The sequence below is a fragment of the Pararhodobacter sp. SW119 genome, from assembly GCF_017811755.1.
Lineage (GTDB): Bacteria > Pseudomonadota > Alphaproteobacteria > Rhodobacterales > Rhodobacteraceae > Pararhodobacter.
Map to the genome: position 1 here is coordinate 1 of NZ_JADDJF010000050.1, position 21,328 is coordinate 21,328.

The window sequence follows — 21,328 nt, forward strand, 5'->3', positions numbered from 1 at the left end:
GCGAAGACGGTGCGGACCGGACACGGTCCGCATGGCGTCGCGATCAGCCCGGCGGGCGCCTGGGCTTTCGTCACGAATATCCATGAGAATAGCGTGTCGATGATCGACCTTTCGACCGATGGCGTCGTGGCCACGTTCGCGGTCGGCGCCGGTCCGAACGGGATCACGCTCTTCGGGCTCGACGACTGATCCGGGTCTCCTCCTTACCCGGGCTCGGTCCGGGTGAGGCACCTTGAGCGCCGCTCTGCTTCGCGTTGATGCCCAAGCCGGCCCTTGACCTTCCACTGACTGGAATCGCTATGTGACCGTCAAGCGGCCTTCCGCCGTCCGGTCCGGCGCTTGATCCATGTCATTCCGGGCCGGGGATGTTCGTCGCAAAGTTCGGGCGAGAGTTGTTGGGAAACGAGGCAATTGGAACACCGAAACAGGAAGTCGACGCGACTGACGGAGACACTCGGGAGAGTGCTTCTGGCTTGTGGTGTGTTCCTGCTCATCGGGTTTTCCTCCGTGTCCAGCGCGCTTGCCCATTCTCAGCCGCAAGTCCCGTCCCATGCCGAGACGATCGCGCCGGCCGCCGCGCCCGAGACCTGTTGCCATGACGTAGACGGTGACGCGCCGGCCTTCGCCTGCGCCGCGTCTGTTTGTTGTCCCGCCCCGGCGAGCGTCGCGCTTGCATCGTCGCCGACGTTGGCCCTGAAGACCGGCGCGGTCAGCCCGGCCTCCGACGCCCTCACCGGCAGCCTCTCGGCGCCGCCGCTTCTGCACCCTCCGATATTCGCCTGATCCAGATCGCCCGGGCCACTGGCCCGGGTGTGCCGGGCCTGCCGCAAGGGCAGCCCCGAGGCGACCGATATCGGAGGACAGGCCATGGCGTCCCTGACGCAAGACACGACCCGGACCATCACCTTCACCATTCCCGGGATGGGCAGCGACCATTGCGCTGGCATCGTGCGCACCTCGCTTGAGCGGCTCGATGGTGTGCGCAAGATCGAGACCAACATCGCCGCGCATCGCGCGCGGGTGACGTATGATGTGGGCCGCCTCAAACCCGCCGATCTGCAGACGGCGGTCGAGAGGGCCGGCTATGAAGTCGAGGATGCGGACGGTGCCGGCGGCCCGCGCGAGGTTCGCCTGACGGTGCCGGGCATGGGCAGCGATCACTGCGCCGGAATCGTGTCGGACTCGATCCGCCGCCTGTCGGGGATCGAGAGGCTCGACACCAATATCGGCAATCACCGGGTGCGCGTGTCCTTCGACGCGGGACAGACCGACGCGAAGTCCATCCGCGCCGCCGTTGAGCGCGCGGGCTACGAGGTTGACGCGCTCGAGGAAGGGAACGCCCCCGATCATGCCAGCGATGCCGCGTCGGAAGATCGCTACCTCGCCCGCGCCTGGAAGCGGCTGTGGATCGCGGCCGTTCCGACGACGCTGATCATGCTGCTGATGGGTCCGCACATGTTCTGGCAGCCGATCCCCGGCTATCTGCTGATCGTCGCGGTGCTGGCCTTTCCGGTCGTGTTCCTCTTCGGCGGCTGGGCGACGCATGTCTCGGCCTGGCGGTCGCTCACCAACCGCACAGCGAACATGGATGTGCTGATCTCGATGGGCAGCCTGCCGCCCTATCTGATCGGGCTGGCGGGCTTCATCTGGCCGATGACATCGTTCATCGAGATGGCCGCGACAATCATGACCTTCCACCTGGTCGGCCGCTATCTGGAAGCCCGCGCCAAGGGCCGCGCCAGCCAGGCGATCAAGCGGCTGATCACCATGGGCGCCAAGACCGCCACGGTGCTGCGCGATGGTAAGGAAGTCGAGGTGCCCGTGGCCGAGTTGCAGCCCGGCGACATCATGGTGGTGCGTCCGGGGGCCAAGGTGCCGACCGATGGCGAGATCGTCGACGGCACCAGCCATCTCGACGAGTCGATCGCCACCGGCGAATCCGTGCCCGTGGAGAAGGGCCCGGGCGACGCGGTGATCGGCGCCACCATCAACAAGGAGGGCGTGCTGAAGGTGCGTGCCACCCGCGTCGGCGCCGACACGTTCCTGAGCCAGGTCATCAAGCTCGTGGAGGAGGCGCAGGGCTCAAAGGTGCCGATCCAGGAACTTGCCGACAAGCTGACCGGCTATTTCGTGCCCGCGGTGCTGGTGATCGCGCTGGCGACCTTCGGCGTCTGGCTGGCTTTCGCGGATAAGCTGCGCCCGATACTTCACTGGGGCGCGGGCTTCCTGCCCTGGGTCAACCCCGAGATCTCGCCCTTGATGGGCGCGATCCTGGCGATGATCGCGGTGCTGGTTATTGCCTGCCCTTGCGCGCTGGGGTTGGCCACGCCCACCGCGCTGATGGTGGGTTCCGGCATGGGCGCCGAGCGCGGCGTGCTGATCCGCTCGGGCGAGGCGATCCAGACCCTGAAGGACATCAAGGTGGTGGTGCTCGACAAGACCGGGACGATCACCCGGGGCAAGCCCGCGCTGACCGATGTCCATGCCCTGCCGGGATTCGATGAGGAGCGCGTGCTGCGCGCCGCCGCCTCGGTCGAGGCCGGTTCGGAACACCCGCTGGCGCAGGCCATCGTCGCCGGGGCGCGTGAGCGCGGGCTGGAAGTGCCCGAAGTAACACGGTTCAAGTCGATCACTGCACGCGGTGTTCAGGGTGAGGTCGACAATGAGACCGTGCGGGTGGGCAGCAGGCGCCTTCTGAACGAGGCCGGGATCGCGCCCGATGCGCTGGAAGAGCGGCTGGTCGCGCTGGAGACCGAGGGCAAGACCGCAATGCTGGTCGCCATCGGTGACAAGGCGGCGGGGCTCGTCGCGGTGGCGGATACGGTGAAGGAAGACTCGAAAGCTGCCATCGCGGCGATGCACGATCTCGGCATTCATGTCGTCATGGTCACGGGCGACAACGAGCGCACGGCGAAATACGTCGCCTCCCAGGTCGGGCTCGACGAGGTCAGGGCCGGCGTGTTGCCGGAAGGCAAGGTCGAGGCCATCCGCGAATTGCAGGACAAGCACGGCCAGCATGTCGCGATGGTCGGCGACGGGATCAACGACGCGCCGGCGCTCAAGCAGGCCAATGTCGGCATCGCTATCGGCGCGGGTGCCGATGTCGCGATCGAGGCTGCGGACGTGACGCTGGTCACGGGCGAACTGACCAAGGTGGTCGAGGCGATCCGGCTGTCGAAGTCCACCTTCCGCAAGATCGTCGAGAACCTGTTCTGGGCCTGGTTCTACAACCTCGCCGCCATCCCGGTCGCGGCCCTGGGCCTCTTGCACCCGATGATCGGCGTCATCGCAATGACCGCAAGCTCGCTTTCGGTGATTGGCAACTCGCTGCTTCTCAAGCGCGCGAGGCTGGTGGTGGCGTCGGCGGATACCTCAATGGAAAGGAAGACTGCATGACCTCAAGAACCGAAAAATATCTCTCCCGGCGGACGCTGCTCGGCATAGGCGCCGTCGTGTTGATCGGTGGAGGTGCGCTGCTTGCGTTCGCCGCAGACTCCTCGGCCCGTGCCGAGACCCCGCTCGCCGAACTGCTCGCGCGCACGCATATCCACGGCCTGGCGGTCGACCGGCAGGACCCAAGCCGGCTCCTGATCGCCACGCATCACGGCCTCCACGCGCTCGACATCGAAAGCGGGCTGACGGTGCTGGTCTCCGATCACCGCGACGACCTGATGGGCTTCGTCGCCCATCCGACCGAAGCGGACACCTTCCTTGCCAGCGGACACCCGGCGCGGGGCGGCAATTTGGGCGTGATCGCCAGTTCGGACAGCGGCGAGAGCTGGGTGAAGCTCTCGGACGGTGTGAACGGGCCGGTGGACTTCCACCAGATGGACATCAGCAAGGCCAATCCGACCGTGGTCTGGGGCAACTATGCCGGGCTCCAGCGCAGCCGCGACGGCGCTCGGACCTGGGAGCGGGTGGCCGACGCGCCGGCCGGGCTGATCGACATCGCCGCCTCGGCGCATGATCCCGACCGGCTCTATGCCGCGACGGAGGCCGGGCTTTTCGTGAGCGAGGCCGATGCGCGGGACTGGCAGCGCGTGCACCCCGCGCAGGCGCCGGTGAGCCTCGTTGAGGTCACGGCGGACGGCATCCTTCATGCCTTCATCCTCGGCGAGGGACTCGTCCGCCGTGCCGAGGACGGCGATGCGTGGGAGCGGCTCCATCCCGGCTTCGAGGATCGGTTCCTGCTCTATTTCGCCGTCGATCCGCAGACGCCCGACCGGGTCTTTGCCGCGACCCAGCACGGCGAGGTACTCGCCTCCGAAGACGGCGGGCGCAACTGGCGCCAGCTGGGCATCGAATGACCCCGCCGCGCGCGGAAGAACGCCGCGCGCGGCCTCCACGACCAACCCCGAATGACGGAGATAAACGATGAACAGATTCGCAATGACCCGCCTTCTTGCCGGCGCCGCCCTTCTTGCCATGAGCATGACCGCCATCGCGGAGACCCCCGATGACGACCACGCGGCGCACCACCCCGAGGTCGAGGCGACCGCGCCCGAGGGCGACGCGCCCGACGCCGACACGCCGATGACGCCCGGCATGATGGGCATGATGCCGCCCGAAATGATGCAGATGATGATGCGCATGATGGGCGAAGGCGGCATGCAGGGGATGATGGGCGGCATGCGCGGCGGCCCGATGGCCGAGGGGATGCCCGGCCACGGAATGATGGGCCGCGGCACGATGGGTCAGGGCATGATGGGCATGGAGGGCATGCCGACGGGCCCGATGATGCACGGCCGGAACGGGCAGATGGGCGGCCACGGCCTCGGCCCCGGCGCGCTCTATGGCATGCCCCACGGTGCGCCCAGCGAGATGACGCCGGCCCGCGTCGAGGCCTTCCTGTCGCATCTCCTCGAACGCCACGGCAACCCGCGCCTCGAGATCGGCGAGATCACCGAGGCCGAGGATGGCAGCATCGTCGCCGAGATCGTCACGGTGAACGGCTCGCTCGTTCAGCGCCTCGCCTTCAACCGCTATCCGGGCTTCTTCCGCCAGATCGACTGACGGGAGCCTACCCGGCTGCCGGCGGATGCGCTGCCGGCAGCCCCCGAATTTGAAAAGGAACCGACGATGATGAATGGTATGATGAACGGATGGGCCATGGGGCTGCACTGGATCTGGATGGCCCTGATCCTCGCGCTGGTCGTCCTCGCGATCGCCGCGCTGATCAAATACCTGCTGAAATAAGGGAAAGACCGTGAGCGAAACCCGGAGCCAGGCGAGCGGCACGGCACGCCCGGCGCGCCTGTGGGAGGTGCCGGAACTGCCGGTCGCCTTCTTCTCCTTCCTGCTGCACTTCGTCTGGGAATTCGTGCAGGTGCCGGTTTTTGCCGGAATGGCCGAAATGGGGCACTGGGAGGCGATCAAGCTGTGCCTGTCGGCAAGCATCGGCGATGTGGGTTTTGCCCTGACGGCCTTCTGGGCGTCCAGTCTGGCGGTGCGCAGCCGTGACTGGGTGCTTCGACCAACCCGGCTGCCGCTCGGGCTTTTCCTCGCCGTGGGCATCCTGCTGACCATCGGTTTCGAGTACTACTATACCAATGTCAGCCTGCGTTGGACCTATTCGGAGTTGATGCCGCTGGTGCCGCCCTTTGGCACGGGGCTGACCCCGATCCTGCAATGGCTGGCCATTCCGCCACTCGTTGTCTGGCTGACCCGTCGCCATCTTCTGGGCGCCCACACGATACGGGAAGCCGGCGCATGAGGCGCGACCGCGCAGAATGGCCGGTGCGCCTGCTCAGATCACTGGCAACCGCGGTTGTCGCCGGGCTTTCGGGGCTGGCCGTGCACTCCGCCCTCATGCTGGCAAAGGATGTCCTCCGCATCCTGCCCGGCTTTCAGCCCTATGAGGATTTCCAGCGCCTGCTGGGCGGCTGGGCCGGCGGGCAACTGAACAGCCTTCTGCCCTATCTGACCGGGGCGATGATCTGGGGCTTTCTCTATGCCCGACTGCATGACCACATGCCGGGCCGGCGCTTCTGGGTAAAGGGGCTGAGCTTCGCCCTGCTGGCCCGGAGCGTCATGGCCACGGGTTTTTTCCTTTTGGCCGGCCATGGACTGTTCGGCCTGCGGCTTGGCTACGGGCTCTGGCCGGCGCTGTTCATGTTCCCCATGCTGGGGGCTTTCAGCCTGGTGCTTAGTTTCACTCATACGCGCTTGCGCGCAGCGATTCATCCTTGCGGCGAACGGGAAATCGCTCGGGAAAACGAGACAGGGAAAAGGATCAAGCCATGAGCGATCACATGCATCACGCGCCGAGAGGGCGCGGCCTGAAGTTGGCGGCCTGGGTGACGGGGGCTTACTTCTTCTTCGAAATGGGCGTCGGGCTCTACACCGGCTCGGTGATGGTGATCGTTGATGCCGCGCATACCTTCTCGGCCGTGGGTGGTGTGGTCCTCGCGCTTGTCGCCCGTCGCATCGCGCAGCGCAAGGCGACGCCCCAGCAGACCTTCGGCGGTCAACGCGCCGAGATCATTGGCGCACTGCTCAACGGGATGGCGCTTCTGGTGATGGCAATCGTCGCGATCACCATGGGGGCGATGCGGCTTGGCTCGCCAATCGATCTGCCGACAACGCCGATGTTCATCGTCGCCGCGGTCGGTATTCTGACCGAAATCTGGCTCATCGCTCTGATGTATCGCGACCAGAAACATGACGTGAACACCCGCGGCGCCTACTGGCACGTCGTGCAGACCTTTCTGGGCAGCCTCGGGATCATCGTCGCGGCGCTGGTGATCCACTTCACGGGTTTCCTGCTCATCGACCCGATCCTCGGCATCGCCTTTGGCTTCATGGTGCTTGTCGCCGGATGGGGTGTTCTGCGCGAGTCGATTTCCATCCTGATGCAGAACACGCCGCAGGAGATCGACATGACCGAGATATGCTGGCAGCTGCGCGGCCTCGACGGTGTACTGAGCGTGCATCACCCGCATGCCTGGACCCTGACATCCGGCCGCCACATCTTCTCCGCACATCTACGTGTCGCCGATGGCCTCGGCGCCGACGAACAGATGCGTCTACTGGATCAGGCCGAGGCAATGCTCGAGGACGAGTTCGGGGTCTACTTCTCGACGCTCCAGTTGGAAACCGAAGACCGCGACGAACCGGGAGCAACAGCAATCGATATTGGTGCGCGCCAATAAGTAACAAGTGCCAATCCGCAGCCCCGGGCCTCTTGGAAACTTTGGGCGGCTGCGACTTAGGGAATGGCCAATGGCAGCGATGCGCGACCTGCGCGCCGACAAGTCGAAATCCGGCCGAGCGCAGGGCAATCAACTTGACGCCGGCATGCGCCAACGCCGAAATCACCTGCTCCCCGAGATCGTCGTTGACGAAGGCGCAGACGGCGTCGGCACCCGCCGCCAACGATGCGGACTCCAGCGACAGGCGGGCTTCACAGAAGGTCAGCTCGTGTGCGCCGGCATTCGCGCGCTTGAGATACCGGGAATCATAGGGCTTCGTGCTGAAAACGGCGATCCGCATCAATGTCCTCCAGGCTGATCGATCAGCTTGACCTAATGCTACGGACACCAGCTACGGTGTCAAACCGGCTTCGTGACGGCCCCAGCCGAGGTTGCTTTCCTAAAGGTCGGGTCTGCGCCCAATCCCTCCCTGTTATCTCCGCCAATGAACCCACGACGAGTTGTTCCAAATCCGATTGAGCTCTAAGGTGATCCGGGAACGCCTGACAGCCAATCCGAGCGTATAGACGGTCGAAGTGGTACAACTCGATTGAATCGTCACGCGCAGGTCAGGATATAATTTGATGGCGCTACGAAATAGCGACCCGCCCGGCGCGATGCAGATCGAAGCCGTTCTGTTCGACATGGACGGAGTGATCACCGACACCGCCACGGCGCACTTGGCCGCCTGGAAGCGGCTCTTCGACGCGTATCTTTTGTCCGAAGGAAGGGCCGCAGAACCCTTCTCCGAGGCAGACTACCGGCTCCATGTCGACGGAAAGCCGCGCTACGATGGCGTCCAAAGCTTCCTTGCCTCCCGCGGGATCGAATTGCCGTGGGGTGGACCGGACGATGATCCGGAAACAGAAACCATATGCGGTCTTGGAAACCGCAAGAACCACCATTTCCAGGCATGGCTTGCCCAAAACGCGATCGAGGTTTTCCCGGGCAGTCGCGCCTTGCTGTGCGAGCTTGATGCGACGGGAATTCGCGCAGCGGTGTTTTCTTCCAGCCGCAACGCGCGGGAAGTGCTCGACAGTGCCGGTGTGCTCGCTCGGTTCGAGGTCCTCGTCGACGGACAGGACATGGCCGAGACTGACCTTCCGGGCAAGCCCGATCCGGCGATCATGCTGCGCGCGGCGGATCGGCTGGGAACGGCGCCTGAACGCGTGGCAATCATCGAAGACGCGATCTCCGGCGTGGAAGCCGGTGTCGCTGGCGGCTTCGCCCAGGTCGTGGGTGTCGAGCGCAGCAGTGACGAAAGCGCGCTCGAAAAGGCCGGCGCCGATCTGGCCGTGGCCGATCTGGCCGAGCTTACGATAGGTGAGGGTCGACGCCTTGTCGCGCGCAAGATGCATTCCACCCCGCTGGCTTGGGAGGCGCGCGGTGCCATCCGCGAGCGCATGGAAGGCCGGCGGGTCGCTGTTTTCCTCGACTACGACGGCACGCTGACCCCCATCGTGGATGATCCTGCCGCCGCGACCTTGGGTGAGGGCATGCGCGCCGCGCTCTCGCGCCTTTCCGCGAAGGTGCGGGTCGCGATCGTCAGCGGTCGCGATCTCAAGGATGTGCAGGCGCTCGTCCAGGACGAAACACTCTACTACGCAGGCAGCCACGGCTTTGACCTTGCCGGGCCGGACGGGTGGCGTCATGTCGTCGAGAAAGGTGCGGCTTTCGTCCCGATACTCAAGGATGCAGCCGAGACCCTCGCGGCGCGACTGGCTTCCATTGACGGCGCCCGCGTCGAACGCAAGCGCTTCTCGCTCGCCGTCCATTTCCGGCAGGTTGCCCCGCCCGACGAGGCGGCGGTCGCGCAAGCGGTTCGGGAGACGATCGCGGAACACGACGGGCTGCATGCATCCGCCGGCAAGAAGGTCTACGATGTCAAGCCGCGGGTCGACTGGCACAAGGGGCGCGCCGTGCTTTCGCTTCTGACGACGCTCGATCTGGATGGCGAGGACGTGCTGCCGATCTATGTCGGCGACGACACGACCGACGAGGACGCCTTCCGCTCGTTGAGCGATCGCGGCCTCGGCATCGTCGTGCGCGACGGCGCCGACCGGCGCACCTCCGCCCGCTTCGCGCTCAGGGACACCGGCGATGTCGAGCGCTTTCTTCTGTGGCTGGCCGACGTGGTCGGCGGCGAGGGCGTGCCGTGAACGAATGGACGCTGACCTACGATCGCTACGAACCCGGTCGGGAAGGTGTGCTTGAGGCGCTCTGCACGCTGGGCAACGGTTATCTCTGTACCCGCGGCGCGGCACCCGACTGCCCGGCCGATGACGTGCATTCCCCCGGTACCTATGTCGCGGGGCTCTACAACCGGCGCACCAGCACCGTTGCCGGGCGTGAGATCGAGAACGAGGATCTCGTCAATGTGCCTAATTGGCTTGTGCTTACGCTGCGGATCAATGGCGGCGACTGGGTGCGGATGCATGACCTCGAAATCCTCGATTACGCTCAGGAGCTTTGCCTGCTCGACGGTACGCTGACGCGGCGCTTGCGCCTGCGGGATGGCGAGGGCCGGACGCTTCGATGGCATGAGCGGCGCCTCGTCAGCATGGCCGACAAGCACCTTGCCACCGTCGCGCTGGACGTGACGGCGGAGGATTGGTCGGGACGGCTGGAAATTCGCTCGGCTCTCGACGGAACAGTGATCAACGACAATGTCGTCCGTTTCCGTGCGCTCGATGGCCGACATCTGGAGCCGCTGGGCACCGGAAACCCGCAGGACGACGTCATCCTCCTGCGCGTGCGCACGAACGCCTCGCGCGTCGAGATTGCCGAGGCGGCGCACACCCGTCTCTATCGCGGTGGTGCCGAAGCTGAAGTGGCGCGGCGGACCGAGCAGCGCGAGGGGTGGGTCGGGCAGGATCTGGCGCTCGATCTCGGGAAGGGCGAGACCGTGAGCATCGAGAAGATCGTCGCGATCTTCACCTCGCGCGACAACGCCATCGCCGAGTCCGCGCTGGCCGCGCAGGAGGCTGTATCGACGGCCGGACGGTTCGAGAATCTGCACTCTGCGCACGCGGCCGCCTGGCGGGACCTGTGGGACGATTTCGACATGGTGATCCGGCTGCCCGAGCTCGACCGAGTCGAGATGAAACTGCGGCTGCACGTCTTCCACCTGCTCCAGTCGGTTTGTGAGAACTCGATCGATAGCGACATCGGAGTGCCGGCGCGCGGCTGGCATGGCGAGGCCTACCGCGGCCACATCTTCTGGGACGAACTTTTCATCCTTCCCTTCCTGAACCTCCGCCGGCCGGTCATCTCGCGTGCGTTGCTCAAGTACCGATTCCGTCGCTTGGGTGCCGCGCGACGGCTGGCCCGCGCCGAAGGCTTCGAGGGCGCGCTTTTCCCCTGGCAGAGCGGCAGCGACGGGCGCGAGGAGACCCAGGTGCTGCACCTCAACCCGAAGTCCGGGGATTGGGTCCCCGACAACAGCCACCGCCAGCGCCACGTCAATGCCGCCATCGCTTACAACATCTGGCGCTACTACGAGGTCACCGCCGACCGCGAATTCATGCGCGACTACGGCGCCGAGATGTTCCTCGAAATCGCCCGCTTCTGGGCCTCCATTGCCGAGGCGCGCCCCGACGGCCGCTTCGGTATCCGCGAGGTAATGGGCCCCGACGAGTTTCAGACCGGCTATCCCGGCGTGCCGCCCGAAGAGGAACGTGGGATCGACAACAACGCCTATACCAACGTCATGGCCTGCTTCGTTCTGCGAAACGCGGCGGACGTGCTGGAAATTCTGCCCCCGCGGGCGCGTCACCGGCTCTGCGATCGGCTCGGGATCGACGAGGCGGAACGCGCGCGGTGGGACATGATCAGCCGAGGCATCTTCGTTCCCTTCCAGGGCGACGGGATCATCTCGCAGTTCGAAGGTTACGAGAAGCTCGAGGAGTTCGACTGGGACGGCTATCGAGAGAAATACGGCGACATCCACCGGCTCGACCGCATTCTCGGCGCCGAAGGAAAAAGCGCCAACAACTACAAGGCCTCCAAGCAGGCGGACGTATTGATGCTTTTCTACCTTTTCTCGACCGAGGAGCTCGTCCTGCTCTTCGAACGGCTTGGTTATGCGCTCGAGCCGGGCTGGATCACAGAGAATATCGACTACTACCTGGCGCGGACAACTCACGGCTCGACGCTGAGCCTCGTCGTCCATTCCTGGGTGATGATCCGTTCGGACCGGCCGATGTCGTGGACGCTTCTCGAACACGCGCTCGACGCGGACATAACCGACATCCAGGGCGGTACGACGCAGGAGGGCATCCATCTCGGCGCCATGGCCGGCACCGTCGACATCTTCCAGCGCTGTCTGACCGGGATCGAGCCTCGGGGGAACATCCTTCTGGTCAACCCGCTGCTGCCGGAAGGCATCGACGAGCTCAGGCTCTGCATCCTCTTTCGCGGGCACGATCTGCTGATCGTTGTTGACCGCGAAAGCGTAGTGGTCACCAGCCAGCCAACGGCGGCTCCACCGATAACCATCGGCTACCGTGGGCATTACCGCGACCTCGCCCCAAGTGCGAGCACGCGCTTCCATCTCATTGTGCGCAAGGCACGGCAGAGCACCCAGTTCGAGATGAACCGACAACAACTCGAAACAGAGAAGGCAACGGTGCCCACCAACTGAAGCGGACGTGGAGGTGCCAAAAGCCCACACTTGGCAAGGTGATCGGAACCTTCGCGACCGCGAGATTGCCGGCGCCGGAAGGCGTCTCGATGACGGCCATTCCTGAGTCAACGAGTTGCAGGATTGCATCTCTTTCGAAGGGGGCCGCCCATTGCAGCACCAAGTACGCCCTTGACTGGCCTGAGTCCGGACAGCTGGTGCCAGTTCAGTGCGCGACCTCACCCGAGTGAATGACGGCTATCTCCAAATTTCGTTGTCGCAGCGCCGCATCCGCAAACGGCAGCAAACCGCCCCCTGCGTCGGTTATGCCGCAACGCAAACACTTTCTGAGCGCCCGCAGCGAACGTCCGAAAGGTCCGCGTCGCCGACCCCGGCCGGTTGTTTTCGCTGCACCTTGCATGAATGCCCGCTTCGGCGAAGCCGCACCGCGGCATGCCCATTGGGTCAGAAGGCGGCTTTGGGCCGGTCGTGTCGAATCCGCCCATGCTGCAACCGCGAAATTCTCGATCATCGCATGGGCAGTTTGGGACTCGCTACCGTCATCTGACACTTTCTGTCAGGCATTGAAGTTGTGCAAGTCGACCAATGACAGCAGTGCGGACAAAGCTGATCTACGGCTGTACCACCCCAAGGGCTGCCTTCGGCTAATCCGGCCGTCCGATCCGCGGTCCGACCGGCGAAAGTGCCCTCGGCTCGGGTCACACCAGGTTCTCGATTGCTTGCACATGGGGTCGTCAAACTCTGGCCGGTGCGCCGGTTGGAGATCTTCACGACCGGTTACCGTTTCGCAGGGATCGTAGGGGAAGCCTTCCAAGTAAGGTTGCCATGTTTCTGAGGATACTAGCCGCCGCCTGCTGGAAGTACGAACGCGCGCGTCTGAGATCCTGCCGACCCCGTTCTTCGCTTTCCAACAACAGGCGTTCTGTCCTGTCCTGAAGGTGCTTCTCCCGAGCGATGGCATGCCGAGACTTCGCGGGGCGAATATCGCAGCGTTCTTCGAGGCTGTTTCTGTGATCGTAGAGCATCTCACCCTCCAAAGTAGACCGCGTTGCTGCGGTAACAAAAGCCTATGGATTCATATCGCGTGCGGAATAAGGTGATTTTGAACAGCACTGTTCCGAAATCTGGAAGGATCACCTCGGATGGACAAGTTGCGAGCAATACGGGTGTGTCGGGAGGTAGCTCGGCAGGGCGGCTTTGCAGCAGCCGGGCGCGCGCTAAAGATTTCAACCCCAAGCGTCAGTCGCATCGTTTCCGAACTTGAAGCGGATTTGGGGCTTCGTCTGTTTCAGCGGTCGACCCGCCAGCTCAACCTGACTGAGGAGGGGGAGAGCTATCTCGGCCAGGTCAATGCGCTTGTGGACGAACTGGAAACCATAAGCGCCGAAATGAGGGAGCGGCGGACCGAAGCAAAGGGGCATCTGAGGATCAGCAGCGTGGTCGCCTTTGGTCAGGAGAGGGTGGCACCCGCCGTACCTAAGTTCCTGTCACGCCACCCCGAGGTCACGGTCGATCTACACATCGGAAATCGGAAGGTGGACCTGATACAGGAACATTTTGACCTGGCGATCAGGATCGGAGGTGACGCGGGGTTGTCCGAGTCTGGCTTGGTCGCCCGCAAGATCTATGCGCAAAAACTGATATTCGCGGCCTCGCCCGATTACATTGCGGACATGGGCGAGCCAGAGACACTGGATGCGATTGCACGGCATCGCACGGTGAAGCAGGTGAGCGAAACCTGGGGCGTGACCCACACGATCCTAATCGGCGAAGAGAGAGTGGAGTTTCGTATGCCTGATACTTTTGTGGTCAACTCGCCAAACGCCGCGCTAAATGCCGTGCGTGATGGGCTCGTCATCGGGTTGATCGCCGACTACCTGGTAAGCGACATGATCAAGCGCGGTGAGCTGCGACGGGTGTTGCCGGACCACGAAACGCCGGATCAGCCGATCTTTGCGGTCTTCGTACATCGGGCGTACATGCCGGCCAAGTTGCGCGCGTTCCTGGACCACCTCGTCTCCGTCCTCGGTAATCGACCAGATGTCTGATCGCTGACAGCACCGATACGGCCATAAACGCCTAGGGCTCGGTGCCGTCGATCGCCGAAGCTTCAATCAAGGTCTGCTCTTAACGGGAACAGCCGTAGGACCCGGCTGACCCGACCGTCTGCGTCACAGATGGGGTTGTCTAATCGCTCATGTCGCGTCAAGTCTTGACCGTCCGAATGCGTGCCTGCCGGATGCATGGTTGTCTCCGCGGTCGGCATGGGCCGCCGCATGTTGGGCGTCGCGGGAAGAGCCTTCAATGTGGATGACGCACTCTGTCTGAACGACGGTGCAACCCCATCAACGGAACGGCCCGGCCCACGTCCCGGCAGGGACGCCTCCAGCGTTCGGAACCCGAACGCTATCCGCCGGATGTCAGGTTGCGGCCCCCGGTTGCGGCTCGAAGACCTCGCCGGTCTTGAGCATCGCATGCATGATCACCGCCAGTTTGCGGGCCACCGCAACGGCGGCCCGCTTGAAGCCGATCCTTTCGCGCAGCCTGAGCCCCCATGTGCGCAAGCTGCTTTCGGCCCGGACGCGGGTCAGGATGATCGCGGCAGCCTCGTATAGCAGCCAGCGCAGATGGCGGTCGCCCCGCCGAGAGATATGGCCATCATGGTCGACCTCTCCGGATTGGTAGCGGCGCGTTGTCAGGCCGACCCAGGCCCCGACGGAGCGCGAGTTCCTGAAGTTGGCCGGGTCCTCGATGGCGGCCACGAACGACGTCGCGGTGACCGCGCCGACGCCGGGGATCGACATGAGGAGGCGGTGCAGCCGCTTGACCATTCGTTTCGTCGGCTTCCACAGGTTCTGGATGGTGGGCCAACAGTCGTCCTGGTCGTGGTCGTCGTCGTCAATTCGGCGAACTGGGTCCGTCGCGGCTAGAGAAAGCCGGGAAAGTAGGAGCCCTGCCGCAGCTTTGGGACCCGCAGGTTCAGCGATCCCAGACGGGTCTTACATCGTGCTCCATCAAGGTCCGGCTTCGCCACCGCCACCGCCGCCCGCACCGGCTCCGCCTCCTCCGCCGCCAGCGTTTCCGCCACCGCCCGCTCCGGCCCCGGCTCCGCCGCCAGCGTTACCACCGCCGCCCCCCGCTCCGCCTCCGCCGCCAGCGTTGCCGCCACCACCGCCCGCACCGGCTCCGCCTCCGCCGCCGGCGTTTCCACCGCCGCCGCCGCCCGCACCGGCTCCGCCTCCTCCGCCGCCGGCGTTTCCACCGCCGCCGCCGCCCGCACCGGCTCCGCCTCCTCCGCCGCCGGCGTTTCCACCGCCGCCGCCACCCGCACCGGCTCCTCCTCCGCCGCCAGCGTTTCCACCGCCGCCCGCACCGGCTCCACCTCCGCCGCCAGCGTTCCCGCCACCGCCCGCTCCGGCTCCGGCTCCGCCGCCGGCGTTGCCACCACCACCCGCACCGGCTCCGGCGCCAGCGTTTCCGCCACCGCCGCCACCCGCTCCGGCTCCGCCGCCAGCGTTACCACCGCCGCCGCTACCCGCTCCGGCTCCGCCGCCAGCGTTGCCGCCACCGCCGCCCGCACCGGCTCCGCCGCCGGCGTTTCCACCGCCGCCACCACCCGCCCCGGCTACGGCGCCGGTATTTCCACCGCCAGTTCCAGTTCCGCTCGCGCTACCGACAATGGTGTTACTGCCACCTGCGAGCAAACCGCCGTAGCCGGAAACTGTGCTCGAAGGTTGCGGGTTGGTCCGACCGGTCGGATTGGTGGCGGGCGTGGCGGCGCGTGTTACCACCGAACTCTCGCGCGGCGGCGCGTCTTGGACACCAAGCCATAGCTCAAGGTGGCCGTCCGCTGGTGTCGGTGAAATGCTGGTGAAGTCACGCACCTGTGTGTCGAGGAGATTTGCCAGTTGCTCAGCGGCGGCCTGGTCCCGCGCGTGGAAATAGCGGACATGCGTTTCGCCGATCGTATATGGCGTCGTGGCCTCATTCGTCGGCCATCCGGTTTCTGAAATTTGCGTCATGGCCCAGTCCCGGCGATCCGACCCAAGGCGCTCGGGTATATAGATGGCAACGCGCGCCGGCGGTGGAATCTGGTGACGAGTCAGAGTTGCAAGGGACGCAGACAGAGGCCGTTCTGCGTTTGCGTTTGCATAGGCTGAGGCACGCACTGATGCCGTAATCCTGTAGCTCTCGTCCAGCGCGGGCAGTTCGGGAGTTGAACCGGTTGCAGGAATTGCGGGCAGGCTGAAAGGGAGCACCGCTACCAGCAATCCCGGTGTCTCCCTTCCTCTTGCCGACGGTGCGGGCAGTACGTCAAGCGACGCAGTGTCAGCGGCTTGGGAAACGGGAAACGGGACAGCGCCGGGATCCAGGTCAGGCTCAGGTGTCGTCATCCTGTGGCTCGGGTCCAACACGGCCAATTGGGGAACTGGAAGGGATGCAGAGATCGTGGGCAGGGTGACCGTGAGCGCCTTCGACAATGCCGGTGTCCGCGATCCCCGTGCCGACGGAACAGGCAATGCCTCAGGTGGCGCAGTGTCAGCGGCTTGCGGAACCGGAGACGGCACTGTGCCGGGTTCCATGTCAGGCGCAAGTGTCGCCATCCTGTGGCTCGGTTCCAACACGGCCAGCTTGGGAATTGGAGAGGGTACAGAGATCGCGGGCAAGGCGGCCGTGAGCGCCGAGGACAATGCCGGTGTCTCCCTTCCTCTTGCCGGCGGTGCAGGTAGTACGTCAAGCGACGCAGGGTCAGCGGCTTGGGAAACGGGAAACGGGACAGCGCCGGGATCCATGTCAGGCTCAGGTGTCGCCATCCTGTGGCTCGGGTCCAACACGGCCAATTGGGGAGCTGGAAGGGATGCAGAGATCGTGGGCAGGCTGACCGTGAGCGCCTTCGACAATGCCGGTGTCCGCGATCCCCGTGCCGACGGAACAGGCAATGCCTCAAGCGGCGCAGTGTCAGCGGCTTGCGGAACCGGAGACGGCACTGTGCCGGGTTCCATGTCAGGCGCAGGTGTCGCCATCCTGTGGCTCGGTTCCAACACGGCCAGCTTGGGAGTTGGAGAGGGTACAGAGATCGCGGGCAAGGCGGCCGTGAGCGCCGAGGACAATGCCGGTGTCTCCCTTCCTCTTGCCGACGGTGCGGGCAGTACGTCAAGCGACGCAGGGTCAGCGGCTTGTGGAACGGGCGCCGGGACAGTGCCGGAATCCATGAACGAAGCTGTCAGGGACGGCGTCAGCGGCTGTAATGTCGCGCGGGCGGGTGCGGCATCCGAAGACGTATCCGCGGGAGAGGACACGAACGGGACAGCGCGACTCTGCAGGCCGACGAGACCGAGACCGCTTGCGGCGAGGGAGGCGCCTGCCAGGCCGCAAAGGCCCCAGACGAAGAACTTCGGACGCAAATGGCCCTCAGAGCGGTAGGGTGTCGGCGTCACATGCAACCTGGCAACCGGATACAGCAGTGTATTGACGGTCTGCAAGGCACCGGCCGCGGCTTTCCGTTGCCCGGTCTCCGCGATGTTCACTGGTCCTGAACCGCCTTGGGGCGGCGCGATCGGACGCCGGCTTTCAGGCGGCTTGGTGCTGGCGGCGTGCGCCAGCGTATCGCGTGCAAGCGCCCACTGCCGCGCTTCCCCACGCTGCCGCAAGACCTTCTCTCGATGGGCGCGCGCCACCTCGATGCGTCGCTCGAAACTTACCGGATCATCGGGCAAAGAGTCTCCAGCCGGATTTTCAGCAGTTGCAGCTTTGCTTTGCCCGTTGGCTGGCACGACGGGTTCATTTCCGGCAGCCTGCCGCCGCTCCTCCGCGCGCAGTTGCAGGGCCTTCTCTCGTTGCGCGCGCGCCACCTCGAGGCGTCGCTCCAGCTCCTTGGGATCATAGGGGAGAGAGTCGTCAGTCGGATGATCAGCGGAAGACTGATGGGGCCGTTCTGGCGCGTCCTCAACCATGGATCTACCGCAATCATACTTCGCGCCATTCTGACGCGATCTAGTTCGCTTAGTTCTGCGCCTGAGAGCGCCAAAATTACTTTAGGCGCAATGGTTAACAAAAGTAAATGATTCACGCGCAACCACGGTCTCTCACCTGCGTGCAAAACGCAGTTGTGACCATTCCCGCCGCTGATCTGTCTCGGTTTGCCAGCGGGGCCGTCTCGTGGGCTCTGTCAGACACAACCTGGCTTGAGCGGGCAGGGCGGTGGCGTAGTTTTTCCGCATGCCCCAACCCAGTCCGTTCCGCTACTTTAAGACGAGCCCCGAGATCATCCGCCTCGCGGTGATGCTCTACATCCGGTTCCCCCTCTCTCTGCGCAACGTGGAAGACTTGCTCCACGAGCGCGGCATCGAGATCAGCGATGAGACGGTGCGGTTCTGGTGGAACCGGTTCGGCCCGATGTTCGCCGCGGAGATTCGTCGGCGGCGCGTCGAGCGGATGCGCTCATCCCCGCAGTGGCGGTGGCACCTCGACGAGATGTTCGTGAAGATCAACGGCGAGACGCACTACCTCTGGCGCGCGGTCGATCATGAGCCATAAGCGCGACCAGCTCGGCCTGGATCGCCTGTTCGATCAATGAACGCGTCGGAGCCAAATCTCGATGGATCAGGCAGCTGGGTGATGGTAGTCTCTTGCATGCGGCATATCCCTTTCTCGGCAGAGAATTGACGGCGTCTGAACACCGCCATGATATGCCGCCCCTCAGGGCATCACCAACTTTAGCGCGTTTCTCGATGACCTCCTCTCAGCTGCACTGCCTTGGCTGGTCGCGGTTCTCCACCCTCGGACAGTCGCCCCCGAAGTGACGCGGCTCAAGATCGCTCCACCTGAGCGGCAATCGTCAATCAAGTCGGAGGCGCGCCTGCCACACCCTTTCGTGCCTACGTCGATGGGCGTGATCCAGCAGGACGCAGATCTATCAGTCGATTTCTGATAGAGTAAGTGGGTCCGTTCGCGGGCAGACAGGAATCGCGACAAGAGGAGGTCATGATGGCAGAAGGTGTCTACCGGATCATTGAGGTTGTCGGTGTCAGCGAGAATTCGTGGGAGGATGCAGGTCGAAAAGCCGTCGAGACCGCGGCTGAGTCCTTGCGTGACCTTCGGGTAGCCGAGGTGACAAAGCTGGATATGAAGGTCGAGGACGGAAAAGTCACGGCCTTCCGAGCGCGCGTTTCGCTCTCTTTCAAATACGAAGGGTGATTCTGGACCTCTGAAGTCATGGCAGGGGCGGCGGAGCAGGTCTCGGACAAGTGCCGGTCAAACTTGGCTCCAGTTGGCGAGGAGATCGGCGAGGCAGTCGGCCCAGAACGCCGCCGTCTCGGGTGTTGCGATCAGGTCGTTTCGGAACTCGATCAAAACGTGCGGCCGACGCTGCGGCTCAGCGTGTACCGGCAGGGTATAGTCGTGCAAGGTCTCTATCCGATAGGGCTCGTTGATCCCCAACGGTTGTGCCGCAGGCAGCGTCGCCATCCGGGTGGCGAGATGGTGCGCAAGCGCGTTTTCCTGTCGCCAGAGCAGGCCAACCGGCCAAGGACGAGCGGCAGGGTCAGTTGCGCGCTGCGGTGTGAAGCTGTGCACAGATAGCAGCCCCTTCAGCCCCGGCCCGGCCTCGGCGGCGTTCAGCGCCTGTGCGAGTGCTCCGTGAAACGGCTGGTGGATCGCCTCCCAACGCTCGGCGCGCGCGGCCGCGTCCAGGCCCGCGTTGCCTGGCACCTCCACACCGTCCGAGGCTTGCGCCATCAAATCCGGCGCGCCTTGGGGGCGGTTGCAGTCGATCACCAACCGCGAATAGGGCTGCAGGACAAGGGTCCCATCGAGCCGCGCTCGCAGTCGATGCGCCACATCCGCCGCGCCCGGATCCCATCCGATATGGCCGCGGATCGCACTGAGCGGCAGACCCAGCCCACCAAGCCGCGCAGGCACCGCGAAGCCACCATGTTCGACTGAAATCACCCAGCCCGATCCGCCGGCGTGCAACACAACCGGCGGCGGGTCATCCGGCGTCAGAACGGGGTCACGCATCCGCAGGCTCCGCATCATGTTTTGTGGGGACCTTTCAGCAGAAGCACCCTTCATACAAGACCGCAGTGCGTCTTGCCGAGGAATCGCGGACACGAATTCTTCAACTGGCGATGGCTCACCATGCGGGCTGAGCGCTACCGCTGCCTTGCTTTGCGATTGGCGTAGCGCCGGTCGCGCTCGGCTTTTTGGGCCACCTTGTCCTCGGCGTCGCGAGACTTGCGGTCTTGCCGAGCCTTCTCGCGCTCTGCTTCCTTGGCTTTCGATGCAACTTCGGATGCCACTTGAGCAAGGGCTGCACGCTCCTGCTCTTCGAGCCTCAACTTCATGCGCTCCGCTTGGCGCTCGTCCTTGGCTGCAGCTGCAGCCAACCGCGCTTCCTGCCGCGCAAGACGGTTTGGTTCCGCGGCCTCCTTTGCCGCGCGGTGAGCCTCAAGGAGCGCGGCTTTTGCATCGGCAGCGGCGCTCCGGCGATCAGCAAAATCGTTGTCTTTCTTGTTTCTCATATCTGCATACCGTTGGTAGAGTCTTCGTTCTGGCCATCAGGCCATTTATCGACTTGTCGCTAGAGAATAGCAGAAGCGCTCTTCGTGGACAGCGATCGTATCGAACTACGCCAAGATGCGTTCCCGTGCCAGGGACCGCGATTGTGCCTGGGCAAGGCCCGTCTCGGCCTGTCGGCGAGTCTTGCTATGCGTTTCTGGCACTCAAAGCTTGCCTCGACGAACGGCTGCGATCAGTGAGCATGTTGCCTGCCCATGTCAAACCCTTTCCCCGCTTTCTGCAAGAAAGCGGAGTCTGAGTTGCGGTGGAGGCGTATGCCATCTTCTGGGGTTGACCTGCCGCAGCCATTTTGATCGTGGCTGCCCGATCACCGGCCTGCCGGTGCGCACAGGTTCGTTGAACCCTCGCGCGCCCTATTCAGCCCCCACGGCGGCGCCTTCTCGCCCACCCATACGCGTAAGGGCGGCAAGCTCTACCGCTAATATGTCAGCCAAACGGTGCTGAAGCACGGCGCCGGATCATGCCCGTTCGGGCGGGTGGTCGAGCGTAGCGCCGCTTCTACGATCGCCTCCGCGTCCGCCGCGTCGTTTTTCTGCCGTTTGATGAACGGCTTGACGTAGCGCGGTGCGATCAGTTTCACCTCATGGCCGACCCCCACCAGTTCCCGCGCCCAGTGATGCGCACCACCGCAGGCCTCCATCACCACGAGGCATCGCGGATGCTCCGCCATGAAGCGCTAGACTTGCGGGCGCGACAGCTTCTTGCGGAACATGACCGAACCGTCCGCGGCCGCGCCGCGCAGCTGGTACACGTTTTTTGCCAGGTCAACGCCGATGATGCCAATTTCCTTCATGGATGCCCTCTCGTTTCTCTTGTGACTTCAGCATCACAAGCTTGGCGCATTGCGACGCCGTTGGGAAGAGAGCGGCATCCACCCCATTTCCACCTCAAGCTATTGATTTTGTTAATTCTGACT

15 protein-coding genes and 6 pseudogenes are annotated in these 21,328 nt (G+C 64.4%); 14 read left to right on the forward strand and 7 right to left on the reverse strand.

Going from position 1 to position 21,328, the window contains the following annotated elements; translation table 11 throughout:
- Nucleotides 1-189 (forward strand): annotated as a pseudogene (locus IM708_RS17400) (DUF305 domain-containing protein); the annotation flags it as partial.
- Between the two features lie 341 nt (nt 190-530).
- Here IM708_RS17400 and IM708_RS17405 read toward each other — a convergent pair.
- Nucleotides 531-734: a hypothetical protein gene (locus tag IM708_RS17405; protein WP_209427851.1), complete on the reverse strand. Its 204-nt coding sequence runs from the start codon at nt 732-734 to the stop codon at nt 531-533.
- Nucleotides 735-867: 133 nt separating this feature from the next.
- On the opposite strand from IM708_RS17405, the gene IM708_RS17410 reads away from it, so the two are divergent.
- The 6 genes from IM708_RS17410 to IM708_RS17435 all read left to right on the forward strand — a co-directional run bounded on the left by IM708_RS17410 (nt 868) and on the right by IM708_RS17435 (nt 7,151).
- Nucleotides 868-3,396, forward strand: a complete 2,529-nt coding sequence (locus tag IM708_RS17410) for a heavy metal translocating P-type ATPase (RefSeq protein ID WP_209427852.1) — start codon at nt 868-870, stop codon at nt 3,394-3,396.
- The gene (locus tag IM708_RS17415) at nt 3,393-4,307 is read left to right on the forward strand and encodes a hypothetical protein (RefSeq protein ID WP_209427853.1); all 915 of its coding nucleotides are present in this window, start codon (nt 3,393-3,395) and stop codon (nt 4,305-4,307) included. Before IM708_RS17410 ends, IM708_RS17415 begins: the two co-directional genes overlap by 4 nt.
- Before the next feature lie 67 nt (nt 4,308-4,374).
- Complete coding sequence (locus IM708_RS17420) at nt 4,375-5,013, forward strand: hypothetical protein (protein WP_209427854.1); 639 nt, start codon at nt 4,375-4,377, stop codon at nt 5,011-5,013.
- A 193-nt stretch (nt 5,014-5,206) separates the two neighbouring features.
- Nucleotides 5,207-5,713: a hypothetical protein gene (locus tag IM708_RS17425; protein WP_209427855.1), complete on the forward strand. Its 507-nt coding sequence runs from the start codon at nt 5,207-5,209 to the stop codon at nt 5,711-5,713.
- Nucleotides 5,710-6,243 (forward strand): DUF6789 family protein, encoded by a 534-nt coding sequence (locus IM708_RS17430; RefSeq protein WP_209427856.1) that lies wholly within the window; start codon nt 5,710-5,712, stop codon nt 6,241-6,243. Before IM708_RS17425 ends, IM708_RS17430 begins: the two co-directional genes overlap by 4 nt.
- Nucleotides 6,240-7,151 carry a cation diffusion facilitator family transporter gene (locus IM708_RS17435; protein WP_209427857.1) on the forward strand — a complete coding sequence of 304 codons (912 nt, stop codon included), beginning with the start codon at nt 6,240-6,242 and terminating at the stop codon, nt 7,149-7,151. The genes IM708_RS17430 and IM708_RS17435 overlap by 4 nt, the downstream gene beginning before the upstream one ends.
- A gap of 166 nt (nt 7,152-7,317) precedes the next feature.
- Here the strand turns inward: IM708_RS17435 and IM708_RS17440 are convergent.
- Nucleotides 7,318-7,491, reverse strand: a pseudogene (locus IM708_RS17440) (2-hydroxyacid dehydrogenase); the annotation flags it as partial.
- 283 nt (nt 7,492-7,774) lie between these two features.
- Between IM708_RS17440 and otsB the strand changes: the two are divergent.
- The 3 genes from otsB to IM708_RS17455 all read left to right on the forward strand — a co-directional run bounded on the left by otsB (nt 7,775) and on the right by IM708_RS17455 (nt 13,880).
- On the forward strand, nt 7,775-9,349 hold the full coding sequence (gene otsB, locus IM708_RS17445) for a trehalose-phosphatase (protein ID WP_209427858.1): 1,575 nt from the start codon (nt 7,775-7,777) through the stop codon (nt 9,347-9,349).
- Complete coding sequence (locus tag IM708_RS17450) at nt 9,346-11,832, forward strand: glycoside hydrolase family 65 protein (RefSeq protein ID WP_209427859.1); 2,487 nt, start codon at nt 9,346-9,348, stop codon at nt 11,830-11,832. The genes otsB and IM708_RS17450 overlap by 4 nt, the downstream gene beginning before the upstream one ends.
- Before the next feature lie 1,142 nt (nt 11,833-12,974).
- Nucleotides 12,975-13,880 carry a LysR family transcriptional regulator gene (locus tag IM708_RS17455; protein WP_209427860.1) on the forward strand — a complete coding sequence of 302 codons (906 nt, stop codon included), beginning with the start codon at nt 12,975-12,977 and terminating at the stop codon, nt 13,878-13,880.
- A gap of 372 nt (nt 13,881-14,252) precedes the next feature.
- On the opposite strand, the pseudogene IM708_RS17460 reads toward IM708_RS17455, so the two are convergent.
- Nucleotides 14,253-14,639, reverse strand: a pseudogene (locus tag IM708_RS17460) (transposase); the annotation flags it as partial.
- A 119-nt stretch (nt 14,640-14,758) separates the two neighbouring features.
- Complete coding sequence (locus IM708_RS21595) at nt 14,759-15,445, reverse strand: hypothetical protein (RefSeq protein WP_209427866.1); 687 nt, start codon at nt 15,443-15,445, stop codon at nt 14,759-14,761.
- Nucleotides 15,446-17,426: 1,981 nt separating this feature from the next.
- Between IM708_RS21595 and IM708_RS17470 the strand changes: the two genes are divergently transcribed.
- From IM708_RS17470 to IM708_RS17480, 3 genes and pseudogenes are all read left to right on the forward strand, one after another.
- Nucleotides 17,427-17,897: a hypothetical protein gene (locus IM708_RS17470; protein WP_209427861.1), complete on the forward strand. Its 471-nt coding sequence runs from the start codon at nt 17,427-17,429 to the stop codon at nt 17,895-17,897.
- A gap of 154 nt (nt 17,898-18,051) precedes the next feature.
- A pseudogene (locus IM708_RS17475) lies at nt 18,052-18,363 on the forward strand (DDE-type integrase/transposase/recombinase); the annotation flags it as partial.
- A 456-nt stretch (nt 18,364-18,819) separates the two neighbouring features.
- Nucleotides 18,820-19,029: a dodecin family protein gene (locus IM708_RS17480; RefSeq protein WP_209427862.1), complete on the forward strand. Its 210-nt coding sequence runs from the start codon at nt 18,820-18,822 to the stop codon at nt 19,027-19,029.
- 57 nt (nt 19,030-19,086) lie between these two features.
- Here the strand turns inward: IM708_RS17480 and IM708_RS17485 are convergent, their stop codons facing one another.
- Nucleotides 19,087-19,851, reverse strand: coding sequence for an N-formylglutamate amidohydrolase (locus tag IM708_RS17485; protein ID WP_209427863.1), 765 nt, complete (start codon nt 19,849-19,851; stop codon nt 19,087-19,089).
- A 134-nt stretch (nt 19,852-19,985) separates the two neighbouring features.
- Complete coding sequence (locus tag IM708_RS17490) at nt 19,986-20,354, reverse strand: DUF6481 family protein (RefSeq protein WP_209427864.1); 369 nt, start codon at nt 20,352-20,354, stop codon at nt 19,986-19,988.
- A 411-nt stretch (nt 20,355-20,765) separates the two neighbouring features.
- Here IM708_RS17490 and IM708_RS21395 point away from each other — a divergent pair.
- Nucleotides 20,766-20,831, forward strand: a pseudogene (locus tag IM708_RS21395) (site-specific recombinase); the annotation flags it as partial.
- 53 nt (nt 20,832-20,884) lie between these two features.
- Here the strand turns inward: IM708_RS21395 and IM708_RS21400 are convergent.
- A pseudogene (locus IM708_RS21400) lies at nt 20,885-21,205 on the reverse strand (IS110 family transposase); the annotation flags it as partial.
- Nucleotides 21,206-21,328 lie beyond the last annotated feature (123 nt).